General features: G+C 36.0%; 15 protein-coding genes and 2 other annotated features (1 of these 17 only partly in view). Of the genes, 7 read left to right on the top strand and 8 right to left on the bottom strand.

Annotated elements, in window-relative coordinates; translation table 11 throughout:
• Positions 1–13: 13 nt before the first annotated feature.
• A complete protein-coding gene (locus BM350_RS07965) occupies positions 14–1,012 on the top strand; it encodes a glycosyltransferase family 2 protein (RefSeq protein WP_090915086.1) in 999 nt (332 codons plus the stop codon).
• A 26-nt stretch (positions 1,013–1,038) separates the two neighbouring features.
• Positions 1,039–1,776 (top strand): GT-D fold domain-containing protein, encoded by a 738-nt coding sequence (locus tag BM350_RS07960; RefSeq protein WP_090915088.1) that lies wholly within the window; start codon positions 1,039–1,041, stop codon positions 1,774–1,776.
• A gap of 95 nt (positions 1,777–1,871) precedes the next feature.
• Here the strand turns inward: BM350_RS07960 and BM350_RS07955 are convergent, their stop codons facing one another.
• A complete protein-coding gene (locus BM350_RS07955) occupies positions 1,872–2,834 on the bottom strand; it encodes a GDP-mannose 4,6-dehydratase (RefSeq protein ID WP_090915090.1) in 963 nt (320 codons plus the stop codon).
• 302 nt (positions 2,835–3,136) lie between these two features.
• Here BM350_RS07955 and BM350_RS07950 point away from each other — a divergent pair, with 302 nt between their 5' ends.
• On the top strand, positions 3,137–3,886 hold the full coding sequence (locus tag BM350_RS07950) for a glycosyltransferase (protein ID WP_348272198.1): 750 nt from the start codon (positions 3,137–3,139) through the stop codon (positions 3,884–3,886).
• 52 nt (positions 3,887–3,938) lie between these two features.
• Positions 3,939–4,466: a CotO family spore coat protein gene (locus BM350_RS07945; protein WP_090915094.1), complete on the top strand. Its 528-nt coding sequence runs from the start codon at positions 3,939–3,941 to the stop codon at positions 4,464–4,466.
• A 52-nt stretch (positions 4,467–4,518) separates the two neighbouring features.
• On the opposite strand, the gene BM350_RS07940 is transcribed toward BM350_RS07945, so the two are convergent.
• Positions 4,519–4,941 carry a CotY/CotZ family spore coat protein gene (locus BM350_RS07940; RefSeq protein WP_090915096.1) on the bottom strand — a complete coding sequence of 141 codons (423 nt, stop codon included), beginning with the start codon at positions 4,939–4,941 and terminating at the stop codon, positions 4,519–4,521.
• A gap of 130 nt (positions 4,942–5,071) precedes the next feature.
• Here BM350_RS07940 and BM350_RS07935 point away from each other — a divergent pair, with 130 nt between their 5' ends.
• Both BM350_RS07935 and BM350_RS07930 read left to right on the top strand, forming a co-directional pair.
• Complete coding sequence (locus BM350_RS07935) at positions 5,072–5,431, top strand: DUF1360 domain-containing protein (RefSeq protein WP_090915097.1); 360 nt, start codon at positions 5,072–5,074, stop codon at positions 5,429–5,431.
• A gap of 73 nt (positions 5,432–5,504) precedes the next feature.
• Positions 5,505–5,684, top strand: coding sequence for a cytochrome C oxidase subunit III (locus BM350_RS07930; RefSeq protein WP_090915099.1), 180 nt, complete (start codon positions 5,505–5,507; stop codon positions 5,682–5,684).
• Positions 5,685–6,133: 449 nt separating this feature from the next.
• Here the strand turns inward: BM350_RS07930 and BM350_RS07925 are convergent, their stop codons facing one another.
• From BM350_RS07925 to BM350_RS07910, 4 genes are all read right to left on the bottom strand, one after another.
• On the bottom strand, positions 6,134–8,176 hold the full coding sequence (locus BM350_RS07925; protein WP_090915100.1) for an ATP-dependent helicase: 2,043 nt from the start codon (positions 8,174–8,176) through the stop codon (positions 6,134–6,136).
• Positions 8,177–8,800: 624 nt separating this feature from the next.
• Positions 8,801–9,223: a GNAT family N-acetyltransferase gene (locus tag BM350_RS07920; RefSeq protein ID WP_090915102.1), complete on the bottom strand. Its 423-nt coding sequence runs from the start codon at positions 9,221–9,223 to the stop codon at positions 8,801–8,803.
• Position 9,224: 1 nt separating this feature from the next.
• The gene (locus tag BM350_RS07915) at positions 9,225–9,743 is read right to left on the bottom strand and encodes a YjcG family protein (RefSeq protein WP_090915104.1); all 519 of its coding nucleotides are present in this window, start codon (positions 9,741–9,743) and stop codon (positions 9,225–9,227) included.
• A 93-nt stretch (positions 9,744–9,836) separates the two neighbouring features.
• A complete protein-coding gene (locus BM350_RS07910; protein WP_090915106.1) occupies positions 9,837–10,568 on the bottom strand; it encodes an alpha/beta hydrolase in 732 nt (243 codons plus the stop codon).
• A gap of 454 nt (positions 10,569–11,022) precedes the next feature.
• Between BM350_RS07910 and BM350_RS07905 the strand changes: the two genes are divergently transcribed.
• Positions 11,023–11,934: a DMT family transporter gene (locus BM350_RS07905; protein ID WP_090915108.1), complete on the top strand. Its 912-nt coding sequence runs from the start codon at positions 11,023–11,025 to the stop codon at positions 11,932–11,934.
• 184 nt (positions 11,935–12,118) lie between these two features.
• On the opposite strand, the gene BM350_RS07900 is transcribed toward BM350_RS07905, so the two are convergent.
• A complete protein-coding gene (locus tag BM350_RS07900; RefSeq protein WP_090915110.1) occupies positions 12,119–12,496 on the bottom strand; it encodes an Ig-like domain-containing protein in 378 nt (125 codons plus the stop codon).
• A gap of 504 nt (positions 12,497–13,000) precedes the next feature.
• On the bottom strand, positions 13,001–14,464 hold the full coding sequence (gene putP / locus BM350_RS07895) for a sodium/proline symporter PutP (RefSeq protein ID WP_090915112.1): 1,464 nt from the start codon (positions 14,462–14,464) through the stop codon (positions 13,001–13,003).
• 305 nt (positions 14,465–14,769) lie between these two features.
• Positions 14,770–15,008: a binding site (T-box leader), on the top strand.
• Positions 15,009–15,049: 41 nt separating this feature from the next.
• Positions 15,050–15,123 (top strand) — a binding site (T-box leader) (it continues 161 nt past the right edge of the window).

The raw sequence follows: 15,123 nt of genomic DNA, 5'->3' as shown, positions 1-15,123 counted from the left end.
GGGGAGCTGCTTAATGTTTGTATCTGTTGTAATGGCTGTTTATAATGGTGAGAATTTTATACAAGAAGCAATTAACAGCATCCTTTCACAATCATATGAGTATTACGAATTGATTATAATTAACGATGCTTCAACGGATGATACTTCAAAGATTTTAGATGAAATTACAGATCCTAGAGTCAAAATAATACATCTTTCGAGTAATCATGGAGCAGCTCAGGCACTTAACATAGGTATTGAGCATGCAAACGGGGAATGGATTGCAATTCATGATGCGGACGATATAAGTGTTCCTAACCGTCTAGAAACACAAATTGCTCATCTTTCAAAACGTCCCGAGCTAATTGCAATAGGTTCCTGGATTAAGTGTATCCCAGGTGATAATCAAGTATTGGAGAACGAGCTTCAATACTTTGAGATGGGAAGAAATTGCATTACGACGGATTCTGACATAGCTTCTATTTTATATCATGGCTGTCCATTAACTCATGGAAGTGTAATGTTTTCAAGAAACGCTTATGTGACAGCTGGAAAATATGATGCTAACTTAAAAATTGCTTATGATTATGATTTATGGACTAGGCTCATTACTTTAGGCCGAATAGAAAATGTTCCTGAAGTACTCTATTACTATCGAAGATATAATGAATCTTTATCTAATAAGAATATGCATGAAACAGTGAAGGAATTATTTTACTCATTTTCAAAATATGTTCGAAATACAATTTATAAGTATAGGGAGGATTATCCAAAATTTGTTGTGGCTGGAAGTAAAATAGGCTGTGAATTATTTGTAGAGCAGTCAAAATCATCACTTGAAATTCCATTAATGATTTATAAGAAGGAAAGAAGTTATCTCCCACAACTCAAGTCGTGGTTCAAAAGAGGGGAATTAGACGGGGTAATTTTATTAGATAGCGCAGTCCATAAGCATGGACTGATTAGGTCACTAAAAAGGTATGGAATGGAACTTAATCGAAACATTTTCGAATTTTATAGTGGTGGACTATAATAAAAAATGATTATTGAGGTGATTCCGTGTCATGCAATTGTCATAGTTATCAACATAAGTTTTTGAGTACTTATGAAGTACTTGATATTTTAGAGGAAGCGATAAATAAGAAAGAGGCATTTTCATTGACCCGATTTTCACATGCAGAAATTTCTTGTTTAAGTCGGAAGTGTAATCGGGAACTATTTCATTTAATGAATGATCTTCGATTATATAACGGTTTTAATGGGACTATTGAATCTACAGCTAGAAAGGTATTAAAATCTCTTCAAACAACAAATGTGACAGGACTAATTAGGCAGGACTGTGAAGATAGTGGGGAGTTTTGGTATGAGAATACTAAAAAATTGCTCCATCACCTACGCTTTGTTCCTAAAATAATATGCTCAGTCTGGGTAACGCATGAAATGATAAAGGAACAAAAGTTTTGGGAACTCCTTCAAGATAAAAAGATAGCTATTATTGGTAGACGTGCACAAGAAGCTATACCGTATTTTCAAGAAAAACATGTGAATGTAACTATTGCTTTACCATTAGAAGGAACAAATCATATAGGGGAATTGCATCAATATTTATCAAAGAGCAATGATTGGGACATTGCTTTACTATCTGCAGGTATACCAGCGACTATCTTAACACCAATGCTAGCCAATTCGACCGGGCGAATCGTTATCGATTTCGGCCACGCACTTGATATGGTCATTGATGGAGATAGCTTTGATTTTAATGAAATATTTAAACAATGGAAGAATCAGCAGAATTAGGGATGTTTCAAATCATTCTATTGCAACATATGGAATGTCAAATGGGTTTCAATAAGTAGAAAGCAGCTTTTCTTATAAAGATAAGCTGCTTTCTACTATAAATTAAGTTTCTTTTTATATGCATCAATTGTAAGCTGTAACCCTTTTTCTAAACTGATCCGAGGTTCCCATCCTAAAATTTTTTTAGCTTTTTCAATACTCGGTCTTCTTTGTTTTGGATCATCTTGTGGTAATGGATGAAAAGAAATTAAACTCGATGATTTTGTGAGGTCCTTCGCTAAATATGCTACATCTATAATTGTATATTCTATAGGATTTCCAATATTAATGATTTCTCCGTTTGCTTCATCTTTCTCCATCATTAACATAAGTCCTGCAATTGTATCTGTTACATAACAAAATGATCGTGTTTGTAAACCGTCTCCGTACACAGTAATGTCTTTTCCATTTAGCGCTTGTGTTACAAAGTTGGAGATAACTCTTCCATCATCATTTCGTAATCCGGCTGAATACGTATTAAAGATTCTCGCTACTTTAACAGAAACATTGTAAAGAGAATGGTATAAATAACACAGAACTTCTCCCATTCGTTTCGATTCATCATAACAAGCTCTTGGTCCCCATGTATTTACATTTCCTCTATATGTTTCATGTTGAGGATGAACTTCAGGGTCCCCATAAGCTTCACTTGTACTTGTATATACGATTTTTGCATTTGTTCGTTTTGCAAGTTCTAGCATATTTTTTGTACCAGATATATTTACATCTATCGTATCTAATGGAGCAGATTGATAAAATTTTGGAGAAGCAGGAGAAGCAAGGTGATAGATTTCATCTGCTGATAATAGTGATACTAGCTGTAAAATATCGGATGATGATACGTCAGCTTTTAGAAATTTGAAATTACTATTATGAATGATTTCTTGCAAGTTTTCCATATTTCCAGTAGATAAATTATCTAATCCTATTATGAAAATTCCATTTGTATTCAAAAGTGTCTTGGCTAAATAAGAGCCAAGAAAACCAGCCACTCCAGTAATCACAACTGTTTTTGTCAATTTGTTCACCTCGTGCTGTTGTGTATGAAAGTATGTTTTATCTTACTACTTGTAGGCAGTAAGACTGGATGCAGGAAGTAAAGAAGTTAAATGGGAAATAAACCGCCTATAAATCTTGATGGGTTTCATTCATCTCCACTAAAGGAAGCCTCAATGAATTAGCTCTAAAACAATTCATCAATATAGTATATGAACAATGAAATGGAACGTTCTGGGAGGTTTTTGGAATATACAATGCATGTGATTCGTATGATATTATAAACGCGGTTTGTTTAGGAATGTATGATCCTATAGGGGAATAAATAATAAAGGGGGGGGAATTTATCGTCTCAATTATTACGGTTACAAAGCGTAAACATTTTTGTGAGAATGTTTTTAACAATTATAAGCGGCAACGGTATAAGGACAAAGAATTAATTATTATATTGAATGATGATGCTATGGATATAGATAATTGGCGGAAAAAAGCGCAGGAGAGTGAAAATGTTCGTGTTTTTCAATTGGAAAATAGTATTACTCTTGGAGAGTGCTATAACTTCGCTATTCCGAAGGCTAAATACGAGTATATTGCAAAATTTGATGACGATGATTATTACTCCCCGTATTATTTAGAAGAAGCAATGAAGGGATTACAAGTAAGTGGTGCAGATATGATTGGAAAGAGTACGATCTTTATTTATTATCTTAGTAATCAAGTATTAACTCTTTTTAACGAAAAGAAAGAGTTTATTGAGTTATGCCGGAAAGAAGAATTATATGAAAAATATTTAGTAGGTGCTACTTTTGTATTTAAAAAGGAAATATTTCCAAATGTAATGTTTGAAAAAGTAAATGATGGAGAGGATACGCTTTTCTTGAAGGCTTGTTTAAATAGAGGTTTTAAGTTATTTAGCACTTCTAAATATAACTATGTGTATATTCGTTATCCTAACATCAACCATCATACTTCTACATTTCAAGAACATAAACTTTTTCCGAAATCAATAGTGCTGAAGAGAACCCATAACTTTCAAGAATATGTTGAGTATAGTCCAAAGGATATCTTTAAGTAACTATATGTAGGTGCTTGTAAAAAAGAACAGTAAGTCGAGCAGAGGAGGGAAAATGATGAGGAGGGAGAAACGTTTTTCTGTAGAACAACCGCCACTTCTTTATACTACCCAACCAAAATCTTCGCAACCAGTGGGAGGCATGCAAAAGATTTTTGTTATCAAACAGCATCAATTAGATTTAGCGAAGAAAAAGAAACCTAAAAATAAAAAGGAAAGTTTAGTAAATACCTCTAATTCAGAAGCGAAAAGTGAAGAAACAAAGGCACAAGTAGAAGAAATACTTTTTCAGGATGAAAAAGAAAGTATCTCAGTTGATAGTGAGGTAGAAGTAAAGAGTGAGGGAGCGAAAAAGAAACTTTTTTCACAAATGACCAACGTAGAAAAAATTAATTATATAGTAAATAGACCGCATTATATTCCTAATGCCCAGTGTATAGTTAGAACAAAGAATGATATATATGCTGGATATATCCTATCATTTGAAAAAAATGTTTTGAAAATGAGAAGTAGTACTTACTTTAGTGCTATTATTATAGAACTTGCGGATATTGTGACCATACAACTGAAAGGATTAGAGTAAATAGAAAAGCGGTAGAAAAATTCTACCGCTTATAGTTTTTAAGTTTACATTATTAAACGCCTGGGATAAAAGTATCTTCAATGCATGCAATTGCAAGGAAACGATTTAGGTCAACAATAATACATTGGTCTGTTTTTTCAAACCTACACATGCCTAAGCTTCCATCTTGTAATGTTAACACTCGTAATACAGCGCAGCAGTCATCTACGCTTTCTACGCGGAAAAATTCTGAAGAATCTCTAGTACAATTCGTTGTTAAGAATTCTGCTTCAAATAGGGTACCATCTTCGGTGTATAAAGAAAACACTCTTGTATTAGCTCTCATGCCGCTAGATGGCATACCTAGCATAGGGTTTAAGCAACTTGAAGTGCAGGTAAGGTCATCGCATGCTGACTGTAACTCATCAATAAACTTTACAACATCACATACGCAGCCAACATTTTTAGAGTTGCTGTGTTTGTCATTACAACCCATGTAGTCCACTCCTTATCATTTATTTTTACTTTTACATTAATAGAATATTGAAACGAGTGTGAATTGGTTACTATCCTAAGCTTGTCTTTTTGGAAATAGGCATAACTTCTTCTGAGGAGAGATGAGAAACTTGATTTTTGAGAGCTGGCTTATGTTTTTTATTTTCTCGTTTGCAGTCTTTCGGTTAACACGTCTGTTTGTCTATGATAAGATTACGTCTTTTATACGTGCGCCTTTCATTGAAGAATTACAGATTGCGGAGCCAGATGGTACGGTTTCAACGTATACGAAAATAAAAGGAACGGGTTTACGGAAATGGATTGGTGAATTGTTAAGTTGTTATTGGTGTACGGGGGTGTGGGCTAGCGCTTTTTTATTGTTATGTTATTATATGATACCAAAAGTAATCGAGCCAATTATTGTATTGTTAGCAATTGCTGGAGTTGCGGCAATTATTGAGACAGTTATTAGTCGATTGATAGAAGAGTGAGGAATGAAGGAACGAAACAGAATGGTTGTTCATATAATAAAGCGAGTGTTAAAAAATAGAGGAGATGCTTGCAATGGCCAATTATCAGCAACCTGATCCGTATAATAATCTTGAATATTGGTATCAACTGCAGCAACAAATGCAAAAGAAACAGCAAGAGCAGCAGCAAGAGCAACAGCAAATACAACAGCAACTGGAACAGCAAGGATATGTGAAGAAAAAAGGTTGTAACTGCGGCGGAAAGAAAAAATAAATATCCAAAGTAATAAAATATGTAAATAACGGGTCCGCTGTTGAACAAAAAATACCCTGTTTTATCCTTTAAATAAGGAAAAACAGGGTATTTTTTGTTTTGAAAGATTGCATTTCAGAAAGTGTCATGTAGTGGCGTTTCAGGCAGATATCATTTCATTTGTGATTTTGTTTTTTGTAAGTCATTTCTTGTTAAAAATAAAGTGAAACTGTAATCAGTGGGGTTTTCTTCATCCCCACTGATTATTAGCCCTCACCAATCGGGCGCATGCCAGCAGTTTATCTCCCACCTAACTTCTTAAGAAAAGCGGAAGTGGCTCGTTCAGAATGTGAGGGTGGTGGGGCTTCTGACGTAGAGGGATTTTTTACCTCGTAGGAAGAAGCGAAGCCACCGAACATTCTAGCCACTGGAGCTGGACAATGCTTTCGTCTAATTTTGAGGTGGGAGTATTACTGTCCGCTAATGCGTGATAAAAACCTAGAAACATCAAGTTTCTTCCCTCTAAAAAACTGCGGGGAAGAAATGTACAATTCTTCTTTTGCACGAGTAATAGCAACATATGCTAAGCGTCGTTCTTCCTCTAATGCTTCCGACGTGTCAGTAACGCGGTCTTTTGCATCTTTTAAGGATGAGGAATGCGGTAATATTCCGTCGCTTGCACCTAGTAAGAAAACACATGGGAATTCAAGTCCTTTGGCGTTATGAATAGACATAAGCGAGACAGCATCTTGCTGCGTTCGTGTTTTTAATGCTTCCATTTCTTTTTGATTTTGTATCGCTGTGTTGACAAATTCTAAATAGGATGGAATATCGGAAAAGCGACTTGCAGATTCTATGAGTTCTTCTAGCATTTCTTCTTGTATTTCTTTTTGCATTGTAAAAGAAGAGCGGTCATTGCTCTGCAAATATTCTAAATACTGTCCTTTTCCTTTAATGATTTCTTTTAATGCATTTTTTGGCTCAAGTTCTTTAATAAATTTTATGAAATCAATACGGTCATTAATTTTCTTTACTTGGAAGGATTTTAAATTTGGATTGAGTAAAAGAAAATGTAAGAGGGAAGGGAAGCGACCTTCACCGTATTTCCATTGTTCTCGTTCAATAAATGATATACATTCATCGCGCCCGATATACATTGTCGGTAAAATGCTTGCGAGTGATTCTATGCGAAATGGTTCAAAGGCTAACCGTAATTGATCTAATACAGGTTTAATGAGCGAGTGTTCATAAAACGATTGGCTTGCTCCGTATTTGATGAAAGGAATCTTATGAATAGTAAGCTGATCGAGTAAGGAACGGCTTACGGAATGCGTCCGGTATAATAAACAAAAATCTGTATAGCGCCGTTGGCCACTTGCTACTTTATCTTGAATGAGTTGCAGCACTTGATTTGCTTCATCTAATGTTGTTGCGGGCCTTGAATAATATGGCTGTATTCCTTCTTCGTGAACGGTGGACAATTCTTTGTTAAATCGTTCTTGATTCAGCTTAATGACTTCATTACCAAGCCCGACAATGTATGGATTGGAGCGATAGTTTGTATTTAAAGTAATAATGGTTGTATCATCAAATTCCTTTGGGAAAGAAAGGATAATTTGATGACTAGCTCCGCGCCAGCCGTATATGGCTTGATCATCATCCCCTGCGATAAATAAGTTGTTTTGCGGTGCTGCTAATAGTTTTACAATTTCATACTGGGCGTATGATGTATCTTGAAATTCATCGACTTCAATATATTGAAAGCGCCCTTGCAGCTGTGTTAATAATGCTGCATTATTTTCTAGTAAATAGAATGTTTCAAGTAAAATATCATCAAAATCTAAATAACTGTGACTTTGCTTTACGTCTTCATAGCGCTGATACACTTCTTGAAATTCACGTTCCACAGGTGTTTTAGCTTGTACATCTTTCGGTCTATTTAATTTATTCTTTTCAAGTGAAATCATTGCTAGCATACTTTCCGCATCATAGTCATCTTTTAAACGAAGTTCTTTTAAAATCTTCTTGATAATAATTTGTTTATGCTTTTCATTTGCTAAAATTTGTTGGTTGTATCCTTGGCTGCGAAGTAACTTTAAGAAAACAGAGTGGAATGTTCCAGCAACAAGATATTGACTCGCTGTGGGTGTCATACCAGGTAATGTTGCTACGCGGCTTCGAATTTCTTCCGCTGCTTTTTGCGTAAATGTAAGCAGCAATATATTGCGCGGATGAACACCTTTTACATTGACTAAATAGCCAACGCGCGTTGTTAAGACAGACGTTTTTCCGCTGCCAGCACCAGCTAATGTAAGAACGGGCCCTTCAGTCTGACGAACAGCTTCTAATTGCTTTTCATTTAAATATATTCCTTGTTTTTCAAGAGCGCGAAAATAAGTAACATCCGTATCGTTTTGATGAACTAAGTCAGTAGATGTTTTCGGAATATGATAAATTGCGCGAGGTATATTCGAATGTGTTAATGATTTTTGCGAAAAATTTTCCTTATTCATAATTTCACCTTCAATAAGTAGCATCAACTTATAACTTTATCGGAAGATAAGGGAAATGGCAATGTAAAAAAGTGAGATAGTAATGTGGATGAATATATATTGAAAAAAACCTTTTCTTTTTAGGGAGGGAGAGAGGAACTGGCCGTACGTAGAAGCGGTCAGTGCCTTTTTCTGCTCCGTGCGGTGTTAAAACAAAGAGAGGGAACGAGTGCAGGTCACTTTTTGTTTGATATAGCTGCGATTTATATGTTGAAAAGACGAAACAAAATCCCTTTTCTTGTTAGAGGAGCGAGAGGAGCTGGCGATGCATAGAAGCGGTCAGTGCCTTTTTCTGCTCCGTGCGGTGTTAAAACAAAGAGAGAAAACGGGTGCAGGTCACTTTTTGTTTGACATAGCTGCGATTTATATGTTGAAAAGACGAAACAAAATCCCTTTTCTTGTTAGAGGAGCTGGCGATACATAGAAGCGGTCAGTGCCTTTTCCTGCCCCGTGCGGTGTTAAAACAAAGAGAGGGAACGAGTGCAGGTCACTTTTTGTTTGGCATAGCTGCGATTTATATGTTGAAAAATCATTATGTGATAATTGTAGAAATCATAAAAAGAAGCGCCAAATAAGGCGCTTCTTTTATAGATTTTTTATCATCACAACATGCGGGATATCAGCTTCCATAAATACATCAGAAGTTGTTTCGTATCCAAGCTTATGGTAAAACGACTCAGCATGCGTTTGCGCATGAAGTTTCAGTTTCGGAAGAGATTCTTCTTTCGCAAGAACTTCTAATGCGTACATGATCATCTTGCCAGCCCCTTTTTGGCGGTAAGATGATAGGACACAAATGCGTTCCATTTTCCCGATACCATCGACAATACGAAAGCGCCCAGCGCCAACTGGAACATTTTGATCGTATAAAACAACATGCTTTGCAGTGTGTTCATATTCGTCGTATTCTTCTTTGGCTGCAACCTTTTGCTCATCTACAAATACTTGTTTACGAACGGAAAAGGCATCCTCTAGCTGCTTTTCGTTTTGTACAACTTGAATTTGCAAATTATTGTTGCTCCTTTCCTAAATGGAATGTTTCATATACTGTCCATGTATCATTTTCTAGTTGATATAGTAAATGGAACCGATCGATTGGCTGCTCATAATAGAAATCTTTCATCTTTAAGCGACCTAAAACATCCGCATGTTCTGCATCGGATAATTGTTGTCCAATTGTAAGGTGCGGCACAAAAGCATATTCGCGATTTTGTGTAAATATACCGTTATGCATTTCTTCGTTTAGGAACGTTAATTCTGGTGTTTTTTCTACTTTAAAATAAATAACATTATTTACAGGTGCAAAAGAGCTCACTTTTCCTACATGTAGTGTAAAAGGGTTTGTTTTATTTGCAATTGTATGAAGCTCGTGCACAATCGTTTCTAATTTTTCATCAGCCACTTCAAAAGGTGTTTTTAATGTAATGTGTGGTGGAACTAATGCATAATGTGGATCATAACGCTTACGCAGACCGTTTGCTTTATCTTGAATCATTTTTGATGGAAATATTACAATACCTAGTTTCATCTCTAAATTCCTCCCCTTGTCTGAACGTAAAATGTCTGTGTGAAAAAAGAACTCTTTTTTATTATATCAGATGATTCTGAATAATACTGTATATTATTTCAGCGCTAGCATATGAGAAAATGCATGCGGTAAGTTTTTTTGCCAATATTTCCATGTGTGATTGCCATCAAATTCTTCGTAATAAGTTGTAAATCCTCTTTCAGTAAGAAGAGAATGTAGCTCGCGGTTCGGCGCCACAAAATCTGAAATATTACCATCTGTCGTTTTTACGTCAGTTTCTTCTGTACCGATGATGTGATATAAATCTAACATGTGTGGTTGCGTAAATGCTTGAGCACGCTCTAGTACAGATTCATTTACAAACGGTGACTGCATGATTACTTTTCCAAATGTATGCGGATACATAAGTGCTGTCATAAATGAAACTGTACCGCCTAAAGAATCCCCGATTAAAACGCGGCCTTTCCCCATTTGATACGTTGGGTACTGCTCATCTAAATATGGAACGAGTTCATGAGCTAAAAAGCGAATGTACATGTCATTTTGCGATCCGTTTGGATGATATTTTTCTTTTCGGTTGTGTACATCCTTATATGGAATACCAACAATAATCGTTCGATCAATTTCCTCTGTTTCGCGAAGTGACTCTATAACGCGATGGGCTTTTCCGAGTTGAAAATAATCTCTTCCATCTTGTGCAATTACAATGGTGTGCTTATGAAGCGGCGTGAAATTTGCAGGTAAATAAACGAGAAGCGTCAGTTCTTCTTGCAATGATTTGCTGTAAAATGTTAGTTCTTCAATTTTTCCTATTGTTTGTGTCATCGTGTAATCTCCCCTAAGTAAAAAGTTACTACAACTTTATTTTAGCATAAGAATGAGAAGAATCTAAAAAATTAGTATTCAGTATTGGAAGAAAGGGCTATAATGAAATGAGAATTTTGCTTATATAAATACAAAGTGAAAAAATGACATAAAACCCCTTTTCTTTTAAGGTGGACGAGAGCACCTGGCCATGCATTGAAGCGGTCAGGGCTTTTTCCTGCCACGTGCAATGTTTAAAACAAAGGGAGGAAGCAAGTAGCGATCATGTTTTGATCTACATAGCCGCGACTTATATGTTGAAAAATCACAATGGATTTATCCCGCTATTCGTGGGCAGTAAGACCCCCACCTCAAGATTCAGAGAGCAAAGAAGATAGGTGAGGGCTTTCCGTCAGTGGGGGATGAAAAAAACCACTGACGGAAGTTTCACTTTATATAGATAAGGAGACAACATATGAAGCAGCAACAATCAATAGCACTGCCGCTAGCGATTTCGATTATTACGATTTCATTTGCGGCTATTTTTGTAAAAATGTCCACAGCACCATCTTCTATTTTAAGTATGTATCGTTTATGGATTATTGTAATTATTATGATTCCGATTGTATGGAAGAAAAGAGAGGAATTTACGAGAATTGAGAAGAAAGACTGGGGATTTTTAATTGGATCCGGTTTCTTTTTAGCACTACATTTTCTTCTATGGTTTGCATCGTTAAAATTTACAACAGTTGCAAGTTCTACGATAATTTTAGCATTACAACCACTCGTATCTCTCATTGGAGGATTTTTCTTATTTAAAGAAAGAACAACACTCATTTCACTTGCAACAATGGGAATTGCAATTATTGGTGTAGGGTGTATTGGATGGGGAGATTTAGGACTAAGCAAAGAAGCAGTCTTAGGAGATATACTATCATTTTTGAGTGTAATTGCAGTGGTTGGATATTTATTTATTGGGCAAACGACAGTGAAAAAAGTATCGCATTGGATTTATAGTTTTACTGTCTTTACATTTGCGGCGTTATTTTTAAGTGTATATAATATGATGCTACAAATTCCATTTACAGGGTATTCATCATGGGACTGGACTGTATTCTTCTTACTTGCAACTGTACCGACTGTATCTCAAATGATTAATAATTGGCTATTGAATTATGTAAATGCAACAACAATCTCTATGAGTATTTTAGGTGAGCCTGTTGGTGCGATGATCCTTGCTTTCTTTTTACTTGGTGAAAAATTAAATTCTACGCAAGTGGTAGGAAGCATTCTTGTATTATGCGGCGTATGTATCTTTTTATTACAACAACAAAGGCGTACATATAAAGAGCCGGTAGAAGGCATGGTATATACACAAGAGACATAATCATAAGAGCTCTATCTCATGAATAGATGAAAAAAATTATAAAGATATAATTAGTAGAATTGAACATAAGCGCAACTTCCATTATTGGAAGTTGCGCTTTATCCCGCTATTTGTGGGCAGTAAGACCCCCACCTCAAGATTCAGAGAGAAGCAAAGAAGACCCCCCACTGACGGAAGTTTCACTTTATTTTGGTTTTGTCATATACGGCTGAACGTGGACAATACATAGATCACGAAATTTACCTTCTGCGGTTGTGACAATAATAACAGCTCGGCCAGCTTGTTTTCCTATTACAGTTGCTTTCTGTTTTTCGGTATGAATCTCTACAATATGGGGGTTCATGCACGTCCAAATGATCTCCTGGTTACTTGCTTGAGAAGGAAGGACAGTTGCTGTAAGTTCCGCACGTTGCCCAGCTTTTAATTTTAACTTAGCTTTGTGCAGTTGTATACCAATGACCGGCACAATGGAAGGAATAATGGTAATATGAGGCAGATCTGTTTGTATTGCAGCACATGGAGAAGATGTAAGGTGTTTTTGTGAGTGAAATGGTGATTGCATAAAAAATGTCCTCCTTCAAAAAATATACACAAAAGTATTCATGTGTGGTCATTCATAGGAAATACAACCCTCTAAATCTCCACTTTAGTACACTTTTTCTTGCATTTACTCTTTTTAGGTGTTTCTCTTTTGTTTGGATATTAATTTGTAACATTGATTTAGTCCTTCTGTATCATGTTCTTAGTTATACTATATACAAAGAATGTTAGAAATAATTTAAGGTAATATAAAGAATTTGTTAATTTGCAGAAAATTCAGTACAATAATATGTAAATACAAATTGAAAAACTGACATAAAAAACCCCTTTCTTTTCAGGTGGGCGAGAGCATCTGGCCGTGCATAGAAGCGGTCCTACCACGTGCAAAGTGTAAAACAAAGGGAGAAAGCAAGTAGGGGCCACTGTTTGTTCCGTATAGCAGTGATTTGCATGTTGAAAAATTAAAATGGATTAATATAAAAAACAATCCCTGCTTCTATTGTACAAAAGCAGGGATTGTTTTTTATTAAGAAGCTATTTTTTCGAACTCTTCAAATTCTTTTTGAACATCTTCTGATGGTTTTGTTAATAGGCTTACAATAATAATAACGAGTAAGCTCGCAGCAAAACCAGGAATCATTTCATATAGCATATCTTTTAAAAACTTAAATTGTGTCCACACGATAACGGTTGTTGCACCAGCGATCATACCAGCAAGAGCGCCCCATTTCGTCATTCGCTTCCAGTACAAGCTTAATAAAACAACTGGTCCAAATGAGGAACCGAAACCTGCCCAAGCGTAACCAACAAGTGCTAGGATTGTGTCATTTTGTTTAAAGGCAAGTCCGCTTGCTACTAGAGCGATAATAAGAACGGCCATACGTCCCACAAAAACAAGTTCGCGGTCCGTTGCAGAGCGGCGGAAAAATGTTCGGTATAAATCTTCTGTTACCGCACTTGATGTAACAAGAAGCTGTGAAGAAATTGTACTCATAATTGCTGCTAAAATAGCAGCTAGTAAGAAACCAGTAATAAGTGGATGGAATAAAATTGTTCCAAGCTCAATGAAAACCGTTTCTGGATCTGCTAATTTTTTGCCCATGTCAGCATAATATGCAATCCCGATTAGTCCAGTAAACATAGCGCCGACGATAGAGAAAATCATCCAGCTCATGCCGATGCGGCGAGCACTTTTTAATTCTTTTACAGATGAAATCGCCATAAAGCGAACGATAATATGAGGTTGTCCAACATAACCAAGACCCCAAGCAAATAAGGAAATAATGCCGAGTACAGAAGTACCTTTAAAGATATTTAATAAGTTTGGATCAATAGATTGAATTGTATGAAATGCTGGTCCAAGGCCATTTACATTCATAATTGTTACAATTGGAACTAAAACGAGTGCAACGACCATAATAATCCCTTGCACGAAGTCTGTCCAACTTACAGCTAAGAACCCGCCAAATAACGTATAAGCTACAACAACAGCGGCAACGATGAAAAGTCCCATATGATAGTCCATTCCAAATGTATTACGAAATAGAACAGCACCTGAAACTAATCCCGAAGCTACATAAAATGTAAAGAAAATCATAATAACAAGTCCGGAAACAAGGCGTAGCATATGAGATTTATCATGGAAACGATGTTCTAAAAATTCTGGAATTGTAATTGAATTGTTTGCAAGTTCAGAGTAGGTACGTAAGCGAGGAGCGATGTATAGCCAGTTTGCATAAGCGCCGAGTGTTAAGCCGATCGCAATCCAACTGCTGCTTAGACCTGTTGCAAACATCGCACCGGGTAACCCCATTAACAGCCATCCGCTCATATCAGCAGCGCCTGCACTTAGTGCTGTTACTGCGGGACCTAATGTACGCCCGCCAAGCATATAATCTGTTAAGTTTGATGTTCGTTTGTAGGCAATATAGCCAATTACTAACATCCCGATCATATAGATCGAAATAGAAATTAAAATCTGTGTGTTCATGTTAGTCCCCTTTCCTAAGTAGTATCTTTTGATGCGTTACATAATTATAATCTAACATGGTTATGTGTAAAAATCTATCTTCTAAATATGAATTTTCAGAAATATGGGTGTATTTAGAAGATAGATTATTTTACTAATATAAAGATTTTTGGGTAGTGTATAACTATTTTTATAGAGTATTAATTATTTTTACATAAAAATGAGTTATTTTGTCAATATAATATTTAATATATAGATAAAAATATTTTTTTTAAAAGTATTGACTTCCAAAAAAAGAAAAGCATATAATGATTTCAAATTTAAAAATGCAAGCGTTGATGAAGAAGAGTACGTATTATGGACATGTCAGAGAGCTGATGGTTGGTGCGAATCAGTATGAAAGTAATATGGAATGGGCTTCGGAGCTTCCAAACCGAAACGAAAGAAGTAGGCTTTGGCGAAAGGATCTCATCGTTACAAGAGACACGTATTGTATTTTGATACGGAAAAGTGCGTTACTTTTGTAACGAATTAAGGTGGCACCACGGGAGTACCCGTCCTTTTTATAGGATGAGTACTCCCTTTTTGTATAGAAAAAATGAATATGATAAATCGATGAGTAAGAAGAGTACGTATATTGGAGACGTTCCAGAGAGCCGGGGATAGGTGAGAGCCCGGTG

Source organism: Bacillus sp. 103mf (genome assembly GCF_900116295.1).
In the GTDB taxonomy this organism is placed as follows: Bacteria; Bacillota; Bacilli; order Bacillales; family Bacillaceae_G; genus Bacillus_A; species Bacillus_A bruguierae.
Note: the sequence above shows the minus strand (reverse complement) of the source record. Positions and strands in the feature narration are given on the sequence as shown.